This is a genomic window from Acidovorax sp. FW305-C-20-28, from assembly GCF_058783375.1.
Map to the genome: position 1 here is coordinate 56,488 of NZ_JBYSYM010000023.1, position 20,715 is coordinate 77,202.

A 20,715-nucleotide genomic window follows, 5' to 3' on the forward strand; every position below is an offset into this window, starting at 1 on the left:
CTAAATTCTCCACCCTCCTTCTGCATACCAAGGGGAAATCGCTAGCGCGTCGTAGAGGGCTGCTTTCCATGTATTTCTTTCACGCGCTCGTTCGGCATCTGCCACACCTCGAAGATAAATGCCAACCATATTCTTTTCAGCAAGAATATTCAGATAATCCGACAGCGAGACCAATTCACTTGCCGATTCGACCGCAAACCTGGATGCGAGCTTGAAATCCCTGAAATAATTTTCCACTCGAGACACCAAGTCAGGCGGCCAGCTCTCAGGAAATTCAGCATAAAATTCCACAGTTACGGGACTAGTCATGGAAACGGATGCAAAGAGCCAAGAATCATTTTCTATATGCTCCAATTCGTAGTACGGATGCGATATTTGATTCTCTTGAGTTACGAGACTGGACGCCTTTCCATGGTTGCAATCCGAGCATGAAGGAATTAAATTTATTGGAAGCACGGAAAATGCTGGGTAACGTGCCTTGGAGAGAAAGTGATCCAAGGTAGAAACATGACCAAACCCACAATATGGGCACTTACCCAGCGGGGCAGATAGCATTATTTCATCATAGTAATTTCGCGCTGGCTTTCCCGCCTTGGCAAAGGATAAAGAGTAAAGATTGGTCATGTCACGCTTGGTGACCTGATCAAAAACCAAATCATCTTCATTCCCCCACCTACTATGTGGAAGCTTGTACAACTCATGAATCCGAGCATGTATGTCATACGCAATTGACAGTCTGTTTATACTGTCAGTGGCAGATGTCAGCCTCAAGATCGAATTTTGATCGACCAATCCACCAATGCAGCTCGAATAAACATCGGATAGATTAATGTTTGGCTTTGAAAGACGCTTCATAAACATTAAAATCAATTATCCTTGGATGCAATGAGCGCCAAAAGAATCGCTTTGGCCTCACCGCCTAGCTGATTTTTATACTGACTCATAATTCCATTATACGAGCCGCCCGCGTCAACCGCTTCCCGTAACATCTCATGGAAACCCGATTTTGAGACCTCAAGTCCAAAAACCTCCCTTGTAAGAATCCCTACATTCTCCCCAAATGTTTCTCTCTCCGGCCGATCTGAACGCCCTTCAGCCCTCATTCGAGTCAGCTTCCATACACACGACTTAGGCACCTCCTGAAGAACCACAGGAGAATGCGTCGCGACAATTGCCACTCCATTTCTATGATGAAGCAAATCTGAGAGCGCGCGTGTGAATGCAGACAAAAGAGGTGGATGTAAATGGCTTTCAGGCTCATCCAATAGAACAAGTGTTTTCTCTTCAACTTTCTCCACCAACTTTGTCATAGTTAACAACACAATGGCATGACCTGAGCTCATCGAGCCTGCCAATGCCCCTGCATTTTTTAGTGCCAATTTTTCATCAAGATCGAGGAGATCCGTCAGGTTCATCTCTGCAAAATTTGCATCTGACTCCAAACGCTTTACTGCCGCCCTCCACCGCTCCCTCTTTGCTTGCTGACTTAAGCACACTCGAAAGCTATTTATAAAATCATTAACCAACTCCGCATCACTTTTAGGCGGCAAAGTCTTGGCATCACCACCCCCATATCTTGAATTTTTCATTCCAATGTAAAAATACGACGGCCCAGATTTTTTGTCAGAACGATCAGGAGGGGGCAAGAATGGATCAAAGGCACTAAAGGAAACCGAAACCAAACCACTAAAATAATTCTTCGAAAGAGGACCAACATCCTCAAAGACACTATATTCATGAAAACCAAAGGCGGGCTGGACCCTTCTTTTGACTCCAGAAAAAGCATCCACCATATTGTTGAGCAACGTGGTTTTGCCAACACCATTGCGACCAATCAAAACATGAATATTTGTGAACGGCTTGCTTCCAGGAATGACCTTAAAGTCCAACTCCACTGCAGCATTATTACCATCACCAGCTTGCTTGTACACAAAATGGAAATCGGTTAATTCAACAAGTCCTGCAAGCACGCGTTTGAATTGACCATGAATAACAGACTGACTTACAGATCTAGTCAAAGAGTCGTCAAAAACCTTCTCTCCGTCGAGATCGTCCAGTAGGGCGTCAAGCGCCACAACATCTCTAAGCCCTCCCAAGATGGCATCCCGCTCAAATGAATCCAAACCATTGACGGCAGCTTTGTAATACTCGACATCCTGCCCCAGCGAAAACCATTCAGCAGAAAGCGCGTCAAATTTTGGCGGCAATAAATCTTTGGTCCAGCCTTTTAGCTGGCCTCTTTTTCCGATTTTGACCGTGCCAAGATCAACTCTCTCACCTTCTTTATTAAAATAAATTAATGAAAAAGATGTTTTAAAGGAGTAGTCGTCCCAATCACCTGGAGACAGCTGAACCAACCCTCTCGTTGGGGTATAGCCTTCTTTAAGCCCGAGAACTTTAAACGAAATACGCACGGACATTCCTTGAATAGTTTAAGGATGCATCAGACATTGCTATTGCAGATTGAAAGCAACGTCAACAAGAGGCAGCATAGCATTACATTAGACTTTTCGCTATTTTTCATTAAGTAATCTTTCAGTGCCTACCCACAGGGACTTCGTTTGAATCTAGCTCACGTACGTAGCAATCTCCATGCTTTATGGTGTGTTCAAGATTGACAGGCGCGGCATCACGAGTGTCATCACGCGCTAGGCCATGCGAGGACAGGTATCTAATCAAGCTGACCCAGTGAACGAACCTTCACGCACCCCATCCCCATGCATCCGGCGTGCAGACACCGGCAAGCCGCGCTGCTCCAAGTGGGCCAGCCCCAGCAAGTGCAACCCCTTCGCATGCCCTGCTCAAAGCCGAGGTGCACGTTCAAGTATTTGTCAGCGTGGGGGTATCCAAGCTGCGGGAGGCCCAGTTCAAACACCGCCACAGTCGGGCGTTCTACCGGCGCGCCAATTCCCTGCACATTCGCGAGACGCTCATCCAATGTGCATAACCATGCCTTCGTAGTGTTCTGCGGGCAGCCCAGGCGGGGCATCTAGACAAATATGCGCACCGCTATGGACCACAAGCGCAGGGGCAAGGAGCGCGACGTCAACGTGCGCTTCGCCGCCATGGTCAGCCACGTCCTGTTCGAGGCTGAGTTCTGCAACCCGACCTCCGGCTGGGAGAAGGGCCAGGTCGAGAAGAACGTGCGCGACGCCCGCCACCGGCTCTGGCAATCGGTGCCCACCTTCCCCGACCTGGCGGGCCTCAATGCGTGGTTGCAGGAGCGCTGTAAGGCCCTGTGGCACGAGATCGAGCACGGTGCGCTCCAGGCACTGTTGGGCCCAGGAACGGGCTTCCTTGATGCCTGTGTCCCGGCCCTTCGACGGGTTCGTGGAGCACACCAAGCGGGTCTCGCCCACCTGCCTGATCCACTTCGAGCGCAACCGCTACAGCGTGCCAGCATCGTTCGCCAACCGGCCCGTGAGCCTGCGGGTCTACGCCGACCGCCTGGTGGCCGCCGCCTAGGGGGCGTCGTCTGCGAGCACCAGCGCCTGATCGAGCGCAACCATCATGGCTCGGGGCAGACTGTCTACGACTGGCATCACTACCTGGCAGTGCTGCAGCGCGAGCCTGGGGCCCTGCGCAACGGTGCCCGCTTCCTGGAGCCGCCGGTGGCCTTCAAGCGCCTGCAGGCAGCGTTGCTCAAGCAGCCGGGCGACGACCGAGAGATGGTGGAGGTCTTGGCACTGGTGCTGCACTACGACGAGCAGGCGGTGCTCTCTGCGGTGGGGCTGGCCCAGGAAGCCGTGGCCCCCCAGCAAGACCCACATCCTGAACATCCTGCACCCGCTCATCGACAACAAGCCCACGCCGGCACCCGTCAGCGCACCCCAGGCGCCCAAGCTGTCTGTGGGACCCCAGGCCGACGTGCTGCGCTACGACCGACTAAGGTAGATCCGCCACGCATCATGGCCCGAATTGGGCACTATGACCCCTTCACAATAGCTCGCGTCCCACTGGTGGAGAATCAAGCCATTCGCGCACTTCCGCAGACAGTGGGCGCGACGGATCAGATGCAGCCAGCAGCTCTTCCAGGGTGTACCGGGGCTTGGGGTTCGGTTCCACGATCAAGCGCCCTTGGTCCACATAGATACCAACCATGTCGCCGACTTCCCAGCCCAACTGCACCAGCATCGAGCCGGGGATAGCCAGCATGACCACACCGTCCACGTTACTCAAACTAGTCTTATCCATAGATCGCCCTCGCTGGGAGTTGACTGAAGCTTCTGGTCGATGGCCATGCGAATAGCCGCAATGTGCGTCGCACGACTTCATCAAGGCAGACGGCCTCGACGGGTGCAGCATGACTCTCGGTCCTGGGACGAAGCCTCAGGGTAGGACACGGTTGGGAGTTCAGCCGCCAGCTCCGGGTGGTTTCCCAGGACCGAAAGCAGCTGAACCAACGGAACTGGCACAGGCCGCGCAGCACTTTCGTAGCCATAGAAAGCGCGGCGTGGCTGACCGAACAGCTCAGCCGCTTGCTCTCGGCTCAGACCTAGCTTCTCGCGCGCTGATGTGATGAAGGCTGGATCGACGACAGCGGAGTTGACCTCCTTCCGGAGTTGGAGAATCGCATTACTGTACTGCCTAGCCTCATCCGCCTTCATGGCACTTTCGCCGCAATCCGGGCAGTACCGAGCCATCAGTGCGGGGATGACCACCTCGCGGTCGCCATAGACATATCGATAGTCACGCACCTCATCGACTGCGCGATCGCCTCCACATGAACCACATTTCATTGGACTTACCTTTTGAACGTCTTTTTTTCAGATGGATTCAGCGGCCAAGAGCCCAACAGGATTAACTGCTGGCCCTATAAGGACTCTTTCCTGGCACCAGGAAAAAAACGGCAGCAAGGGCCACATGGTCAAGCACCGTTCAATAAGGGGTAGAAGGTCCAATGCAGCATCAAACCACTACATGGACCTCGTCAACTCCCGGGCTCCAGAAATCGCCAAAACCATTAGTTTGAGGCAAGTGGCTTTTTATTCGATCAGCATCGGCTAGCAGCATACTTGTTGCTTATAGAGAAAGCCTGCATTTCCCACAGAAACTACGCCCACAGCTGTCTCCTGCTTGGTAACTCAGAATAACACAGTAGATCCCCTTGATCATTCCAACGACGGCACTTGATCGATATTTGATCAGATCCGCATCAACGTAGCAACTGATAGACAAGTCTTGCGTAATTAATGATTTACTTATTCTTTTCCATCCTCACAAGAAAATAATAAGTCAGAGTTTACTTATATAAGACTCCATGTGCATCTGCTTTGTATAAGCATTGGAATGCGGGCTGGGCTACCCAGAAGGGGAGCTGAGCACCAGGCAACGCCCTTCGCACAACTAGCGAACGACGCCCCTCTCACCCCTCCACATCCCGGCGCGGAGGGGAGGATGAAGTCACACGTTATAAGGCGGCAAGGTCGGCGGACAAAAAAGCCTCAGTCAGCAATGACTTACGTTGCAACCGCTCCTGGTTCACTGCACAAATTTTTTTCCACATCTTTCGGCTGGAACCTGCGCTGCAGGTTCATCAATGCTGACCCGATCTTGGCGTGCACGGCTCGGTCGCACACCAACTTGTAGTGATCGCTGGGCAGCTGGATGCGTTCTCGGGCCCGTACAAGCTTCAGGAAGGCATCAATCGGCTCCATTCGAGGCCTAGACCCCACAGCGAACTTCGCGACCCCTGCCATGTTCCAGGCCCATTCCATGCGCCGCAGCCTGCGCGCGTACTCCGTACTGTCCAGGCCGCGAAGAAGGCGAACCTCCGGGTGACCAATGATCCTAAAGTGCCCTGCAAACTTGCGGCGAAAGGGATAGCCCAACAAATCGCTCAGATGATTGATGCCAAAACAGTAGCATCCCCACCTGCGCAAGGTGACCTCCGTTCGAATCTTCTGCTCGGGCAAACTCAGAATAACATCTTGGTCGAGCGTCTTGTGGTACAGCTTGGCCTGCATGAAGTCATGGCGACGCCCATATATGATTTCTTCTCCCAAGCGCGCGCGCCGGCGCTCCAGGGGTTGAACGGGCATTCCCCGACCTTGTACAGCACCGCGGGAGCCGTAGTCCCAGAGCGCGTGGTGCTCGGGGCGAAAACGGGACGAAAGAGCATGGTACGTCTGCTCAAGAACAGTCTGCCTACCTTCCCCAGCCAATCCGAGCCCTGGTGCAAAGTCCACCGCCACCTCAAGTGACATTACGAGTTGCTCTCCCAGCAGCGAGGACAGCTTTACTACGTCGTGGGCGGTAGGGTCGTGCACTGTGAGAAAGGATCCCCTGATCCCGTTTGAGAGCCTGTTGGACCGGAACGGCTGACCGTCCAACCGGGGCAGAGTGAGCCGGCGGGTGGGCAGGCTCACGGTGAAGTAGTCGATACTCGCAGTGACCTGCAGGAGGCTAATGGGGACTGGTGGAGGGGGTGTTCGTTCTGATGACATCGTGGCGGTCACACACAGCAACCAGCGATATGCGGGGGGGGCCCGCGTGAGGGGTCAAAATCTGCTGCACTGCCTCAGCAGCGCAGCAGAGGGCGTCACGTAGCTCGGTTAGCCGGCCACGCAGGGAATAAGATCGTTCCAGCCGATGGAGCTTTGCAGACTGCCAGCTTGCCGGTGAGGTAACACAAAGCTGACGACAAGGCTCTTCAACGCTTGCAGCCCCCTATCCGCCGTGAACGCAGTGGCACCATCTTCAACATCGGCAACAACAGACCACAAAGGCTTAAAGCCGTCTGCAAAGACACTCGCTAACCGCAAATCAAAAAGGTCACTGAGGCAGTAGATCCATTTGCTGTGGAGCGAGAAGGCGCCGATCTCGAGGAAGCCGCCTGTCACTTGGTCCAGTTCGTCATAGACAACCCTCAAGAGTTCCGCCTTGTCGAGGGGAACGCATGAGGATACCCATCCCTTGGGGTTCGTCCCGTGAAGGCTCTCCCTGACGCACCATCCACTATTAAGCTTACGGAAGTTTCCCTGCCGCGCGACCGCGATGTGAAGTTTTGAAAGCACCGCATGAGGCAGCTTCTCGCGTAAGGTCTGCAGGTCTGCAAGCGTTGGCTGGACCAACTGGACCTTCAACCCGCCCGCGCCTTTGGGAAAAACTGCCTTGCACTCAAACTGGCGGAAAGGGCTCCTACTGACCCGGCTCATGTGCCTGTGCGGCAACTCAATCTCGATGAGATCGATGCGGGCGGAAAAATGGGAGCTTGGCGACGAGATGGATCCAATGTTCATGAAGTAATGAAAAGACGTGGCACACGCGGCCACTGAAAATTCATTATTGGAAGTTGAGATCTCGGCTCATCGGTCAATGTGTATTAATTTGTATCAGCACTGTGCATGCCTTGTGAATACTCCCTCGCGGTACGACACCGTGCTACGATGCCCACAACAGTAGTGCGAAGTAGGCGCCTCCTGTTCTTTTTAAATCAATGGTTTGCGTCGGTATGCAAACTATGGGGCGGGTTCCCTTCACCCGCTCCAGTTCTCCCGGGCGTTCGCCCACCCCTCCCCGATTCCATCGCCCCGTAGCGCGCCACTAGCGTGCCGCGCTCAAGCGTGCCTGCGCCTGGGTCCGCAGGGCGGGCGCAGGGTGCGCGCTGCTGCCGCCCAGCTGGAACTGCGCCACGGCCCCGACCATCTGCTCGGCCTGGCTGCGCAGGCTGCTGGCGGCGGCCGCCATTTCCTCCACCAGGGCGGCGTTCTGCTGCGTGGCCTGGTCGAGCTGGGTGACGGCCTCGCCCACCTGGCCGACGCCGGCGGTCTGCTCGCGGCTGGCGGCGCTGATCTCGGCGACCATGGCGGCCACGCGCCCGATGGCGTCAACCACCTCCTGCATGGTGCTGCCCGCCTGGTCGGCCAGCACCGAGCCCTGCTGCACCATGGCGCTGCTGGCCCCGATCAGTTCCTTGATGGCCTTGGCCTCGGCGGCCGTGCGCTGCGCCAGGTTGCGCACCTCGGCCGCCACCACGGCAAAGCCACGGCCCTGCTCGCCGGCGCGCGCCGCCTCGACGGCAGCATTCAAGGCCAGGATGTTGGTCTGGAAGGCGATGCCGTCGATCACGCCGATGATGTCGGCGATCTTCTGGCTGCTGGTGTTGATGCCGTGCATGGTGCTGACCACCTGGGACACGACCTTGCCGCCGTCGGTAGCCACCTGGCTGGCGCGCACGGCCAGCTGGTTGGCCTGGGCGGCGCCGTCGGCGTTGTGGCGGATGGTGGCCCCCAGTTCCTCCATGCTGGCCGAGGTCTGCTCCAGCGAACTGGCCTGGTTTTCGGTGCGGGCCGACAGATCCTGGTTGCCCTGGGCGATCTCGGAGCTGGCGGCCGATACGCTCTCGGCACTGTTGCGCACCGTGCCCAGGCTTTCCAGCAGGCGCAGGCGAAAGCCTTCCATCGCCTGCGCCAGCGTGCCGATCTCGTCGCGCGACTGGATGCTGACGCCATGCGTCAGGTCGCCCTGTGCCAGGTAGCCCAGGGCCGTGCTCAGCTGCTGTACCGGAGCGCCCACCAGGCGCCGGGTGGCCGCCACCAGCACCACGGCCAGCAACGCCAGCGCCACCAGTACACCCAGCCACAGCCAGGTCAACGCAATGCGCGCCTCGCCCATGAGCTCGGCCACGGGCGCCTCGGCCACCACGGCCCAGTTCCAGGGCTTGTAGCGCTCCACGGCGACAAAACGGCGCTCGGACGCCTTGGCCGAGGGCCGCGGCGACCAGGTGCCCTCGAAGTCGCCAGCCTGCTCCGCCGCCGTGAGGGATGCGAGCCAGGCCTTGCCCTCCTCCACCTTCTCGTCCACCACCACCGGCGGCGTTCCCGAGCCGCCCAGGCCGGAGATGCGCCCCCGCGCCGGGCCCGAGGAGACATCGACGGCATAGACGGCGCCTGTGTCGAACAGCTTGCGGCTGGCCATCAGTTCGCCCAGGCTGTTCAGGATGGGCGCGATGTCGGAGCCGATGAACAGGATGCCGATGGTGCGGTTGCCCTCGCGGATGGGCTCGTAGACGGTCATGTAGTCGCGGCCGAACAGGTTGGCGCGGCCGATGTAGGGCTTGCCCTCGGCCATGAGCGCATAGGCGGGGTGCTTGCGGTCCAGCAGGGTCTTGAAGGCGCGCTCGCCGTCCTGCTTCTTGAGCGAGGTGGTCACGCGGATGAAATCATCGCCCGTGCGCGCAAAGAGGGTGGCCACGGCGCCCTGGGCATCCTTGGAGAAGCGGTCCACCAGGTCGAAATTGCCGTTGAGCGGGTTGCCGTCCAGGCTCAGCACCGCCTCGGGCTTGCCGTCGGCACCGGGCTGCTCCGCCAGGCTGAAGGCTCCGGCAAAGCGCGATTTCAGCAGGCCGAAATCGCGCCGCGCCAGCTGCTGGGCCGATTCGTCCATGGTCTTGACCAGGGTGGCGACCTGCGATGCATACTGCCGGGCCTCGCCCCGGGATGCATCGCCAAAGCTCTTCCACACCATGCTGCTGACCAGGGCCATGGTGGACAGCAGCACCACCAGCAGGCTGGCCAGGGCCACGAACGACAGTTTGAAAGCGATGGAGCGGCTGGCAAAGTTTTTCATGGAACACACTCCCTGGGGTTGATTGAGCACGCCTATCCAATCTTGACCTGGGTCAATGTAAGCCTTTGAACGCCGCCCCGCCAGGGGGCCGCGCCAGGTGAGCCTGTAGACTGGCCGCTAACGGAGCACGCCATGGAACCCCGCACCCTTCTCGCCCACTACGACAGCGGCACCCTGTGGCCCGCCCAGGCGGCCGCCGGCATCGGTGGCGACGTGGCCGTGGCCTACCAGCAGGCCCTGGCCGTGCGCAGCCTGCGCCAGGCGCGAGGCGAGGAGCCGCGCGGTTACAAAATCGGCTTCACCAACCGCAACATCTGGGCGCACTACCAGGTGTTCGGCCCGATCTGGGGCACGGTATGGTCGACTACGCTGGGCTTTTGCGAGGGTGAAGGCCGCGTGTCGCTGGACCATTGCGCCCAACCGCGGCTGGAGCCCGAGGCGGTGTTTGGTCTCAAGGCCACGCCCGCACTGGATGCGTCCCTGGACGACCTGTTCGATGCCATCGACTGGGTGGCTCCGGGGTTCGAGATCGTGCAGTCGCACCAGCCCGGCTGGAAATTCACCGCTGCCCAGACCGTCGCTGACAGCGCCCTGCATGCGCGGCTGCTGGTGGGCGTGCAGCGGCCGGTGCGGAAGTTCGCCGCTTCGGCGGCCGAACTCGACCAGCGCCTGGCCGCAGCGCACGTGGCCCTGCACTGCGATGGCGAAGCCAGGGAACAGGGCCAGGGCGCCAATGTCCTGGGTGGCCCCTTGCATGCACTGCACCATTTCCTGAAGGAACTGCGCGCCTGCCCCGGTGCGCCGGACCTGCTGCCCGGTGACGTGGTGACCACCGGCACCTGGACCGATGCCTGGCCGGTGCAGCCCGGCCAGCGCTGGAGCGCGGACTTCGACGCGCCGCTGTCGCGGTTGTCGGTCACCTTTACCTGAGCAGCTCAGCGCCTGGCGTACTGCTGCGCGCCGAACAGCACCTCGCGCGCCTGGGCGTCGTGTGCCGGCTTGCGCAGGTCGGCCAGCACGGCAATGCCGCGCTGCACGGCGGGGCGGCGGCCCACGGTGGCAAACCAGCGTTCAAGGTGCGGGTGGTCCGCCAGGGTGATGCCCTGCTTCTCCCAGTTGCGCAGCCAGGGCCAGACCGCCATGTCGGCAATCGAATAGTCCTCGCCTCCCAGCCAGGGGCTGGTCGCCAGGCGCCGCTCGATCACACCGTAGAGCCTTTTGGCCTCGTTGGTGTAGCGTTCGATGGCGTAGGGGATCTTCTCGGGCGCGTAGAGCCTGAAATGGTGGTTCTGCCCCAGCATGGGGCCTACGCCGCCCATCTGGAACATGAGCCACTGCAGCACCTCGTAGCGGCCCCGGTCGCCGGGCGGCAGAAAGCGCCCGGTCTTGCCCGCCAGGTACAGCAGGATGGCCCCCGATTCGAACAGGGTGATCGGCTGGCCATCGGGGCCTTCCGGGTCGCGGATCGCCGGGATCTTGTTGTTGGGGCTGATCGCCAGGAACTCTGGCCGGAACTGCTCGCCCGCGCCGATGTTCACCGGGTGGGCCCGGTACGGCAGACCGCACTCCTCCAGCAGGATATGGACCTTGTGGCCGTTGGGCGTGGCCCAGGAATACACGTCGATCATCGCTCACTCCACCTTCACGTTGGCGTTCTTCACGCGCTCGAGCTGCGCCTTGCCGGCTTCGGCCGCCCAGGCATGGAACGCGGCCGGCGTGGCGAAGGGCGCGGCCTCGTTGCCGGTGGACAGCAGCTTTTCCTGCACCTGCGGGTCGGCCAATACCTTGTTGGAAGCGGCGACCAGCCGGGCATGCACCTCGGGCGGCAACCTGGCCGGGCCAAACAGGCCGAACCAGAACGAGAATTCGAAGCCGGGCAGGCCCTGCGCGTCCAGCGTGGGCACGCCGGGCGCCACGGCCGAAGGCTGCTGCGTGGTCACGCCCAGCATCTTCACCACGCCCTGTCGGCCCAGGGGCAGCACCGATGCCGCGGTGCCGAAGGACAGGTCCACCTCGCCCGTGGCCACGGCCTGCAGCGCCGGTGCGCCGCCCTTGAACGGGATGTGCACCATGGCGGCATCGATGGCCTTCTCGAACGTGAGCGCCGCCAGGTGCGGCGACCCGCCGATGCCCGACGACGCATAGTTGAGCGTGCCTGGTCGCGCCCTGGCCGTGGCGATCAGGTCCCGCAGCTGTGCGATGCCACTCTTGGGGCTGACCGCCAGCACCAGGGGCGAGACGGTGAGGCGGTTGATGGGCGTGAAATCGGCCGGCGTGTAGCGCACGCCGTACAGGTGCTGGTCGATGCCGTAGAGCGTGCCGGTGGCCAGGCCGATGGTGTAGCCATCGGCCGGCGCACGCGACAGCAGGGTGGACGCCAGCGTGCTGCCGGCGCCGGGCTTGTTGTCCACGACGATGCCCTGCCCCAGCTCCTTGCCCATGGCTTCGGCCACGATGCGTGCGATGCCATCGCCCGCGCCCGAGGGCGAGTAGCCCACGATGAGGCGGATGGGCTTGGCGGGATAGCCGCTGGCCTGGGCAGCCGCAGCCAGGCCCAGCAGCAGGGCCCCTGCGATGCAATGCAACTTCATGGCGTTGGTCTCCTGTGCCATCACTCACCGGCCCGTGAACCGGGGCGCACGCTTTTGCGCCCAGGCCGCCTGTCCCTCGCGCAGGTCGGCCGACTGGTAGGCGCGCAAGGTATCGGCATTGAACGCATCCACATCCAGCGTACCCCGGGCCATGCGGTTCAGGTGGCGCTTCATACCCACCAGCGCCAGCGGTGCCATGCTGGCGCAGTCGCGCGCGAGGTCGACCACCTCCTGCTCCAGTTGCGCTGCATCCACCAACTGAGTCAGGTAGCCAATGCGCAGCATCTGCGCCGCACCGATCTTGCGCGCGGTCAGGAACAGCAGCTTGGCATTGTCCAGCCCGAGCCGGCTCACATAGCGTTCCATGCCCGAGCGGTAGTAGTGCAGGCCCAGGCGCGCGGCGGGCATGAACATGTCGATGCCCTCGGCCCCCACACGGAAGTCACAGGCCAGCGCCAGATCGGTCGCACCGCCGTAAACGCCGCCATGCAGCACGGCGATGGTCACGGGCCGTGCCATCTCCAGCGCATCGACCATGCCGGCAAAGTCGATCTTGCGCGGTGCGCCGATGCTGCCAATGTCGTAGCCGCTGCAGAAGTACTTGCCGGTGCTGCGCAGCAGCAGCACCAGAATGTCCGGGCGCTGGTTGACCTCTTCGATCAACGCAGCCAGGTGCTCCAGGTCGTCGGCCGTGAGCCGGTTGGCCTGCTCCGGCCGGCGCAGGGTGATGGTGGCCACGGGACCGTCGGTGGTGAGTTCGGGAAGTTCATTCATGGGTGCGTTCATCGGCCATGGAATTGGGGAGTGCGTTTTTCCAGAAAGGCACGGCGGCCTTCCCGGTAGTCGTCGCTGTCAAAGCAGCGCAGCACCAGGGCGGCCACGGCGTCGGCGTCAGGCGTTCCATCGGAGTAGTGCTCGAAAGCCCGCAGCGCCTGCTTGGCCGCATGGACGGTGAGCGGGGCATTGGCGGCGATCTGCGCGGCATAGGCGGCCACATGCTCCCCGAGCTGCGCACCATCGACCACGCCATTGACCAGGCCCACGCGCAGCGCCTCCTCGGCCTCCAGGAAGCGGGCGCTGAACAGAATGTCCTTGGCGACCGACGGCCCCACCAGGCGGGCCAACGCGGCCACGCCCCGGTAGTCGTAGCCCAGGCCCAGCCGCGCGGCAGGGATGGCAAAGCGTGAGGATGCCGATGCAAAGCGCACATCGGCCGCCAGCGCAATGGCCAGCCCGCCGCCCACGCAATAGCCGTCGATCATGGCGATCAGCGGCTTGCCCAGCGCGGCCAGGCCGGCATGGCCGCGCGCGGCGATGTCGTCGTAGGTCTTCTTCTGCGCCGCATCTGCTCGGTGCTGCTCGAATTCGGAGATGTCGGCCCCCGAGACGAAGGCCTTGCCGCCCGCTCCATGCATGACCACGGCGCGCACGGCCGGGTCACGCTCGAAAGCCTCGGCGGCGATGCCCAGGCCCTGCCACATGTCCAACGACATGGCATTGCGCCGCTCCGGCTGGTTGAAGGTGATCCAGCCCACGCCATCACGCACCTCGGCCAGGATGCGCGGGGTTCCCAGGTCCAGTGTGCTCATGCCACTGCCCCCTCGCCGCGCATGGCAACGATCGATGCATCGGAATAGCCCAGCTCGCGCAGCACCTCGTTGGTGTGCTCGCCCGCATCGGGGGCTGCACGCACAAAGGACTCGGGGTGGCTGCAGCCCGACAGGTTGATGGGCGAGCGCAGCAGCGCCAGCGCCCCCAGTTCGGCGTGCGGTGCCGGGCGCGTCATGCGCAGGTGTTTGGCCTGCGCATCCTCGAAAGCCTGGCCGATGTCGTACACCGGGCCGCAGGGCACGCCGGCCTGGTTCAAGCGCTCCACGAGTTCGGCCACATCGAACTGGCGCGTGATGGCGCTGATCGCTTCCTCCAGCTCGCGCCGGTGCGCCAGGCGCGAAGCCTGGTCCTTGTAGCGCTCGTCCTCGGCCAGGTGGGGGGCCTGCAGAAACTCGCACAGCTTGCCCCACATGGCGGCGCCCGGCCCGCAGATGTTGACCTGGCCATCGCGCGCCTCGAAGGTGCCCATGGGCACCAGCGTGGGGTGCGAGTTGCCCTCCTGCTGCGGCACCTTGCCATCCACCGTGTAGCGCACGCCCTGGAAGTCGAGCTTGTTGAGCATGGCCTCCAGCAGCGAGGTGTGCACCCACTGGCCTTGGCCCGTGCGCTCGCGGTGCAGCAGCGCCAACAGGATGCCCTGGCCCAGGAACATGCCGGCGGTGGTGTCCGAGATGGCGATGCCCGTGCGATAGGGGCCGCGCCCCGGCTCGCCGGTGACGGAGCTGAGCCCGCTCATGCCCTGCACGATCTGGTCGAGCCCCGGCCGCTCGGCATACGGACCGGTCTGGCCGAAGCCCGAGATGCTGGCCAGGATGATGCGCGGGTTCACCGCGCGCAGTGCCTCGTAGGTCAGGCCCAGGCGCTCCTTGACGGAGGAGCGGAAGTTCTCCACCACCACGTCGCTGCGCTCGACCAGCTGGCGCAGCACGCGCATGCCCTCGGCGGTCTTGAGGTTCACGCTCAGGCTGCGCTTGTTGCGGTGCAGGTTCTGCTCGTCGGAGCCGCGGCGCGGCCCCAGCGTGGGCTTGCGGTCGGGCGGGTCGATGCGCACCACATCGGCGCCCCAGTCGGCCAGCAGGCGCACGGCCACGGGGCCGGCGCGGGCGATGGTGAGGTCGAGCACGCGGTAGCCCGCCAGCGGCAGGGCGGAGGCGGCACTGGCGGGGGTTTGCATGGGGAGTTCGTTCATGGAAGACATCACTGCACCGCCGCCACCGCTGCGGGATCGACATAGATCACCGATTGCTGCCCCACCTCCAGCACCATGGACGGCACCGCATGGACCTTGAGCGTGCCGCCGCCCGCGCTGGGCTGTACCAGGTAGTGCCAGTATTCGCCCAGGTAGGTGCGGCCCACCACCGACACAGCACCCAGCGGCACAGCCCCGTCGGGCCCTGCACCCAGGTACAGCGACTGAGGCCGGATGGAGGCCTGCAGGCTGGAGCGGTCACCTTGCGCACCCGCCAGTGGAATGCCGTCGGGCAGGCCGTCGAGCCGCATCCGCCCGCCCTGCACGGCGCCCTGCACCAGGTTGGTCTTGCCGATGAAGCCTGCGACGAATGGCGTCTGCGGCCGGTTGTAGAGGTTCCAGGGCGTGTCGATCTGCTCCAGCCGGCCCTGGTGCAGCACGGCGATGCGGTCGGAGATGGCCATGGCCTCGGTCTGGTCGTGCGTGACGTAGACCGTGGTGAAGCGGAATTCGTCGTGCAGGCGGCGGATTTCCGCGGCCATCTCTTCGCGCAGGTTGGCGTCGAGGTTGGACAGCGGCTCGTCGAGCAGCAGCACCTCGGGCCGCACGATCATGGCGCGGGCCAGGGCCACGCGCTGCTGCTGGCCGCCCGAGAGCTCGGCCGGGTAGCGCTGCGCATAGGGGCCGAGCTTGACCACGTCGAGCATCTCCTGCACGCGCCGAGCGGTTTCGGCAGCCGGCGTCTTGCGCACCTGCAGGCCGAAACCCACGTTCTCGGCCACGGTCATGTTGGGCCAGATGGCATAGCTCTGGAAAATCATGGACATGCCGCGGTGCTCGGGCGGCACCGAGCGCGCGGGCGTGGAGACCTCGCGCCCGTCCACCAGGATGGCGCCGGCACTGGGCTCGATGAAGCCCGCGATCATGCGCAAGGTGGTGGTCTTGCCGCAGCCCGAGGGGCCCAGCAGCGTGACGAGTTCGCCGCGCTGCAGCTGCAGCGACACGCCGTCCACCACGGACGCACCGCCGTAGTTCTTGCGCAGGTCTTTGAGTTCGAGTTTGGACATGGTTTTTGACTCCTGAAATCAGCCCCGGCGCAGCATGAAGTCGCGCCCTGCGAGCTTCATGCCGATGGCCACGACCACGGTGACGATGACTACCAGCACCACCCCCATGGCGGCCAGCGTTTCGTAGTTGCCCTGCTCGCTCAGGTCCAGCGTGAGCACCGAGACCACGCGCGAGCCCGGACCGGTGAGGAACACGGCCGTGGACAGCTCCTTGGTGCAGATCACGAAGACCAGGATGAAGGCCCCCACCAGCGTCTTCTTGAGCAGCGGTGCCACCACCCGCGTGAGCACGGTGATGCGGCCACCCCCCAGGATGCGCACGGCCTCCTCCAGTTCGGGATTGAGGGCGCGCACACCCGCCGAGCTGGCAGCCACCGAGATGGGCAGAAAGCGCGTGGTGAAGGCGATCACGATCAGCACGCCCATGCCGTACAGCGAGAACGGCGGGCCGGCATACGCCGCATACAGGCCGATGGCCAGGATGAGCCCCGGCACTGCCACAGGCGCCAGCGCCAGGAACTGCACCAGCACCGGGAAGGGCGTGATGCGCCGCTGCGTGGCGTAGGCGATGCAGATGCCCATGCCCACGCAGACCAGCGCCGTGGCGCCCGAATACAGCACGGTGTTGAGGATGGCCGAGCGCACCGTGAGCTGCTCGAAGAAGATGCCGTAGAAATTGGCTAGCGTGAGGTTGTCCAGTGCCAGCCCCTTGCCCCAGGCCTTGGAGAACGAGGCCAGGATGAGGATGGCCAGCGGCATGACCACGCTGAGCAGGGCCACCAGGCCTGAGTACCCAAGCAGCAGCCATTTCCAAGCGCCGATGTCGAAGGGCCGGCGCTCCCCGCCCTTGCCCGACACCGAGACATAGCCGCGCCGCGCCAGCAGCCGGCGCTGCAGCATGAGCATGACGATGGTGAGCAGCAGGATGGGCATGGAGAAGGCCGCCGCCTGCTCCACCTGCAGCGGGTACTGGAAGAACGAGACGATCTGCGTGGTGGCCAGGTTGATGCGCGCCGGTATGGCGATCAGCGCCGGCGTGCCGTACAGGGCGATGGCCTCCAGGAAGATCAGGATGGCCGCGCCGATGATGGAGGGCAGCACCAGCGGCAAGGTCACGCGCGCCATGGTCTGGAACTTGCCGGCACCGTGGATGCTGGCGGCATCTTCCAGCTCGGTGGACACCAGGTCGAGCGCCGACTTGGTGAACACATAGATCAGCGGGTAGGTATAGAGCGCAATGACGAAGGCCAGGCCCCAGAAGCTGAAGATGTTGAATGGCCCCTTCTGCACCCCGGTGAGTTCCACCACCAGGCGGTTGAGCCAGCCGGCATTGGGGCCTGCCAGCAGGATCCAGGCGATGGCACCGAGGAAGTTGGGCATGACGAAGGCCGCCAGCACACTCAGGTGGGTGAAGCCGCGGCCCGGCATGTTGGTTCGCGAGACGGCCAGCGCCAGCGGCACACCCAGCGCCAGGGCGATGGCCGTGACTGCCGCGCCCAGGTACAGCGAATTGAGCAGCGCCTGCAGGTTGCGGCTGCGGCCCAGGGCCTGCGCATAGCTCTGCAGCGACCAGGCGCCATCGGCGGTGTGGAAGCTGTCCCACACCAGGCGCATGATGGGGTTGGCCACCAGCAGGACCAGCACGGCGATGAGCACGCCGAACAGCCAGATGGCCGGGTCGCCGAAGCGGCGCGCCACCATGCGGTCCGCAGGGGGATGGAGGGCCATGGCGTCAGACACCGAAGGCCTCCCGCCAGGCGTCGATCACCTTGGGGATCTGCGCCACCATCTGCGGTGGCGTGGGCGCCAGCAGCGGGCTGGCATCGCCCAGGCCGAGCACGCCGGGGGCCGGCTTGGCATGGGCGCGCAGGGGCACGCTGAATTCCTCGACCGAGATGCGCTCGGTGTCCTCGCTGCCCAGCAGCCATTCCATGAACAGTTTGGATGCGTTGGGCCGGCGCGTGTTGGCCATGATGCCCGAGGGCGAGAGGATCAGCACCGGCCCCTCCTTGGGTGCCAGCGTGGCCACCGGGTTGCCCTTGGCGGCCGAGCGTGCCGCCAGGCTCATGGGCCCCGCCGACACGGAGGCCTCGCCGGAGATCACCGTTGTCACCGCGTCGATGGTGGAGCGGCTCACATGCGCCTTGTTGGCGGCCAGCTTCTGGAAGAAGCCATCGCCGTGCAGCTTGCGCATCTCGATGCACCAGGCACCGGCCGCGCCGCTGTAGGCCGGGTGCGCCACCAGGGCGGCGCCGTTCCACTTGGCATCGAGCAGGTCGCTCCAGCTCTTGGGCGCTGCTGCCGCCTGCACCTTCTGGGTGTTGTAGATCAAGCCCATCATGAAGCAGCTCGACGCGTGGAAGTAGGCGTCCGGGTCCATGTTCTGCACGCGCTTGTCCTGGCGGGCCACGGCGGCCGGCAAAAACTTCAGGAGCAGGTTGCGGCCCTTGAGGTCCACGTAGTGCGCGAGGTCCGTGGAGGTGAACACGTCGCAGTTGGGCGTGCCGGCCTTGAGGTCCTGGTTCAGACGCTGGTAGGCCACCTGCGCCGTGGTGCGCACCACGTTGACCCTCACGCCGGGGTAGCGGGCCGTGAACGTGCGGCCCATCTTCTCGGCCACCTCGGAGGTCTGGGGCACGGTGTACCAGGTGAGCTCGCCCTCCTTGCGGGCGGCGTCGTGCAGGGCGCCCAGGCTTGCGGCCTGGGCTCGGACTATCGAGGGAAAGGCCAGGGCGCTGGCCGCCATCACACCGAACTCTCGTCTGCGCAAAAACATGGTTGTCTCCTGATCGTTGGGACCGATCGGTGTCGGCCTTTTTTAAGTATGCACATAGCATTTATAAAAATACACTAATGGTTTGTATGTATTTTTTAAGACCTGATCACGCACTCTAATGGCGCTGCCATGACAAAAAGCCCCTCCATCCATTTCCACCGCCACGGCGAGGCCGACGTGCTCGAAGCCGTGGACATCGACGTTCCCGCGCCCGCAGCGGGCGAAGTGCAGATACGCCAGACGGCCATCGGCCTGAACTTCGCGGACATCTACCAACGCCGCGGTGGCCACGGTCCGCATGCGGCCACGCCCTTCCCTGTCACCCCGGGTGCGCAGGGCGCCGGCGTGGTGGAGGCCGTGGGACCGGGCGTCACGGCCTTCGCGCCGGGCCAGTCGGTGGCCTATCTGCACCCGGGCGCCTACCAAGTCACGCGCAACGTGCCGGCCCACCGCGTGGTGGCGCTGCCCGGCTGGATCGGCGAGGACATTGCCGGCGCCAACCTGCTGCGCGGTCTTACGGCCGAATACCTGCTGCGGCGGCTTTACGTGGTGAAGCCCGGTGACGCGGTGCTGGTGCACGCAGCCGCGGGCGGCATGGGCTTGATCCTGTCGCAATGGGCGCGCGCGCTGGGTGCCCCGGTGATCGGCACCGTGGGCTCGGCCGTCAAGGCGGAGGTGGCGCTGGCGCACGGCTGCCACCATGTGATCGACTACCGCCGCGAAGACTTCGTGGCCCGCACGCTGGAGATCACCGATGGCGTGGGGGTGGGCGTGGTGTACGACGCGGTGGGCAAGGACGTGTTTTTGCCCTCGCTGCAGTGCCTGCGCCCGCGCGGGCTGGCCGTTAACTACGGCACGGCGTCGGGCGATGTGGAGGCGTTCGACCTGCAGGTCCTGCACGCCAGGTCGCTCAGCGTGTGCCGCCCTACCCTGCGCAGCTTCGTGGCCGACCCGGCGGAGTTGCGCGCGTCGGCCCAGGCCTTCTTCGAGGCCGTGCGCGATGGCCATGTGAAGCTGGGCATCGGCCAGCGCTACCCGCTGGCGGAGGTGCAGCGCGCGCACCGCGACCTGGAGAGCCGCGCCACCACCGGCGCGCCCGTCCTCATCCCCTGAAGCACCGGAAATTTCCCATGAGACTCTTCCATGCCTGGCTTTCCAGCGCCTCGCGCCGCGTGCGCCTGTGCCTTGCCGAGAAGAACATCGCCTACGAGAGCGTGGCCGTGGACCTGAGCAAACAGGAGCAGCACGCGCCGGAGTTCCTGGCCATGAACCCCAACGGTGTGGTGCCGGCGCTGGAGATCGCGCCCGGCTGCTTCCTGCACGAAAGCTCGACCATCTGCGAATACCTGGACGACACCGTGCCCGAGCCCCCGCTGCGGCCCGTGGACCCGTACGCGCTGGCGCAGATGCGCAACTTCGTGCGCTGGACCGACGAGAAATCGCTGCCCCACCTGCTCATCCTCAACTGGAGCCTGATGCTGCAATCCACCGCCCAGCAATGGAGCGACCAGGAGTTGCAGGACAAGCTGGCACGCATCCCCACAGCCGAGCGGCGCGAGGCCTGGGTGCGCATTGCCCGCAAGCCCTATACCGAAGAGGAGAAGGCCGAGGCTCTGCGCAAGCTGCTGCTTCTGGTGGAGCGAATGGAAGACATGCTCGGCGCTGCGCAGGCCCCGTCCACCTGGTTGATCGGCGGCGCCTACTCGCTCGCGGACATCGCGGCAGCGCCCTTCATCGCGCGCATCGCCGAAATCGCGCCCGCAGCGCTGGCAGAGACTGCCCACCCGCGCGTGCACCGCTGGTGGCAGGCCATGCAGCAGCGCCCGGCGTTCGCCGCAGCGCGCCTGCAGTTGTTCGGCGAGGTGCTCCAGGAGCGCCAGCGCGGTATCGCCACCCCGAGCTGAGCCCGAG

General features: G+C 63.1%; 18 protein-coding genes and 1 pseudogene. 4 read left to right on the top strand and 15 right to left on the bottom strand.

The genetic code is table 11. The features are described from left to right. Together AC3WOH_RS23715 and AC3WOH_RS23720 are read right to left on the bottom strand one after the other, a co-directional pair. Positions 1 to 624: an HNH endonuclease gene (locus tag AC3WOH_RS23715; RefSeq protein WP_492231781.1), complete on the bottom strand. Its 624-nt coding sequence runs from the start codon at positions 622 to 624 to the stop codon at positions 1 to 3. Between the two features lie 242 nt (positions 625 to 866). After that, entirely contained in the window at positions 867 to 2,414 is a 1,548-nt protein-coding gene (locus AC3WOH_RS23720; protein ID WP_492231783.1) for an AAA family ATPase, read from the bottom strand. 431 nt (positions 2,415 to 2,845) lie between these two features. Here AC3WOH_RS23720 and AC3WOH_RS23725 point away from each other — a divergent pair. Continuing rightward, positions 2,846 to 3,894: pseudogene (locus AC3WOH_RS23725) on the top strand (Mu transposase domain-containing protein); the annotation flags it as partial. 42 nt (positions 3,895 to 3,936) lie between these two features. On the opposite strand, the gene AC3WOH_RS23730 reads toward AC3WOH_RS23725, so the two are convergent. The 5 genes from AC3WOH_RS23730 to AC3WOH_RS23750 form a co-directional block, all read right to left on the bottom strand. Next, a complete protein-coding gene (locus AC3WOH_RS23730) occupies positions 3,937 to 4,170 on the bottom strand; it encodes an AbrB/MazE/SpoVT family DNA-binding domain-containing protein (protein ID WP_492231841.1) in 234 nt (77 codons plus the stop codon). 104 nt (positions 4,171 to 4,274) lie between these two features. Continuing rightward, positions 4,275 to 4,739: a type II TA system antitoxin MqsA family protein gene (locus AC3WOH_RS23735; protein WP_492231785.1), complete on the bottom strand. Its 465-nt coding sequence runs from the start codon at positions 4,737 to 4,739 to the stop codon at positions 4,275 to 4,277. A gap of 720 nt (positions 4,740 to 5,459) precedes the next feature. Further along, entirely contained in the window at positions 5,460 to 6,041 is a 582-nt protein-coding gene (locus tag AC3WOH_RS23740) for a hypothetical protein (RefSeq protein WP_492231787.1), read from the bottom strand. Between the two features lie 513 nt (positions 6,042 to 6,554). Next, positions 6,555 to 7,241: a hypothetical protein gene (locus tag AC3WOH_RS23745; protein WP_492231789.1), complete on the bottom strand. Its 687-nt coding sequence runs from the start codon at positions 7,239 to 7,241 to the stop codon at positions 6,555 to 6,557. A 304-nt stretch (positions 7,242 to 7,545) separates the two neighbouring features. Next, on the bottom strand, positions 7,546 to 9,570 hold the full coding sequence (locus AC3WOH_RS23750) for a Cache 3/Cache 2 fusion domain-containing protein (protein WP_492231791.1): 2,025 nt from the start codon (positions 9,568 to 9,570) through the stop codon (positions 7,546 to 7,548). Between the two features lie 132 nt (positions 9,571 to 9,702). On the opposite strand from AC3WOH_RS23750, the gene AC3WOH_RS23755 reads away from it, so the two are divergent. Next, entirely contained in the window at positions 9,703 to 10,500 is a 798-nt protein-coding gene (locus AC3WOH_RS23755; protein ID WP_492231793.1) for a 2-keto-4-pentenoate hydratase, read from the top strand. 5 nt (positions 10,501 to 10,505) lie between these two features. Here AC3WOH_RS23755 and AC3WOH_RS23760 read toward each other — a convergent pair whose 3' ends face one another. Genes AC3WOH_RS23760 through AC3WOH_RS23795 form a run of 8 tightly spaced genes read right to left on the bottom strand, consistent with a single transcriptional unit; the run spans position 10,506 to position 18,804 of the window. Continuing rightward, on the bottom strand, positions 10,506 to 11,198 hold the full coding sequence (locus tag AC3WOH_RS23760) for a glutathione S-transferase N-terminal domain-containing protein (RefSeq protein ID WP_492231795.1): 693 nt from the start codon (positions 11,196 to 11,198) through the stop codon (positions 10,506 to 10,508). Between the two features lie 3 nt (positions 11,199 to 11,201). Next, positions 11,202 to 12,161 (bottom strand): Bug family tripartite tricarboxylate transporter substrate binding protein, encoded by a 960-nt coding sequence (locus AC3WOH_RS23765; RefSeq protein ID WP_492231797.1) that lies wholly within the window; start codon positions 12,159 to 12,161, stop codon positions 11,202 to 11,204. 24 nt (positions 12,162 to 12,185) lie between these two features. Continuing rightward, positions 12,186 to 12,935, bottom strand: a complete 750-nt coding sequence (locus tag AC3WOH_RS23770; RefSeq protein ID WP_492231798.1) for an enoyl-CoA hydratase/isomerase family protein — start codon at positions 12,933 to 12,935, stop codon at positions 12,186 to 12,188. An 8-nt stretch (positions 12,936 to 12,943) separates the two neighbouring features. Next, the gene (locus AC3WOH_RS23775) at positions 12,944 to 13,750 is read right to left on the bottom strand and encodes an enoyl-CoA hydratase (protein ID WP_492231799.1); all 807 of its coding nucleotides are present in this window, start codon (positions 13,748 to 13,750) and stop codon (positions 12,944 to 12,946) included. Further along, positions 13,747 to 14,970, bottom strand: coding sequence for a CaiB/BaiF CoA transferase family protein (locus AC3WOH_RS23780; RefSeq protein ID WP_492231800.1), 1,224 nt, complete (start codon positions 14,968 to 14,970; stop codon positions 13,747 to 13,749). The genes AC3WOH_RS23775 and AC3WOH_RS23780 overlap by 4 nt, the downstream gene beginning before the upstream one ends. Then, positions 14,970 to 16,028: an ABC transporter ATP-binding protein gene (locus tag AC3WOH_RS23785; RefSeq protein WP_492231801.1), complete on the bottom strand. Its 1,059-nt coding sequence runs from the start codon at positions 16,026 to 16,028 to the stop codon at positions 14,970 to 14,972. Before AC3WOH_RS23785 ends, AC3WOH_RS23780 begins: the two co-directional genes overlap by 1 nt. Before the next feature lie 18 nt (positions 16,029 to 16,046). Further along, positions 16,047 to 17,756, bottom strand: coding sequence for an ABC transporter permease (locus tag AC3WOH_RS23790; protein ID WP_492231802.1), 1,710 nt, complete (start codon positions 17,754 to 17,756; stop codon positions 16,047 to 16,049). A gap of 4 nt (positions 17,757 to 17,760) precedes the next feature. Beyond that, positions 17,761 to 18,804 carry an extracellular solute-binding protein gene (locus tag AC3WOH_RS23795; protein ID WP_492231803.1) on the bottom strand — a complete coding sequence of 348 codons (1,044 nt, stop codon included), beginning with the start codon at positions 18,802 to 18,804 and terminating at the stop codon, positions 17,761 to 17,763. A gap of 129 nt (positions 18,805 to 18,933) precedes the next feature. Between AC3WOH_RS23795 and AC3WOH_RS23800 the strand changes: the two genes are divergently transcribed. After that, positions 18,934 to 19,917, top strand: a complete 984-nt coding sequence (locus AC3WOH_RS23800) for a quinone oxidoreductase family protein (RefSeq protein ID WP_492231804.1) — start codon at positions 18,934 to 18,936, stop codon at positions 19,915 to 19,917. A gap of 17 nt (positions 19,918 to 19,934) precedes the next feature. Next, positions 19,935 to 20,708, top strand: a complete 774-nt coding sequence (locus AC3WOH_RS23805) for a glutathione S-transferase family protein (protein ID WP_492231805.1) — start codon at positions 19,935 to 19,937, stop codon at positions 20,706 to 20,708. The last annotated feature ends 7 nt before the right edge of the window (positions 20,709 to 20,715 follow it).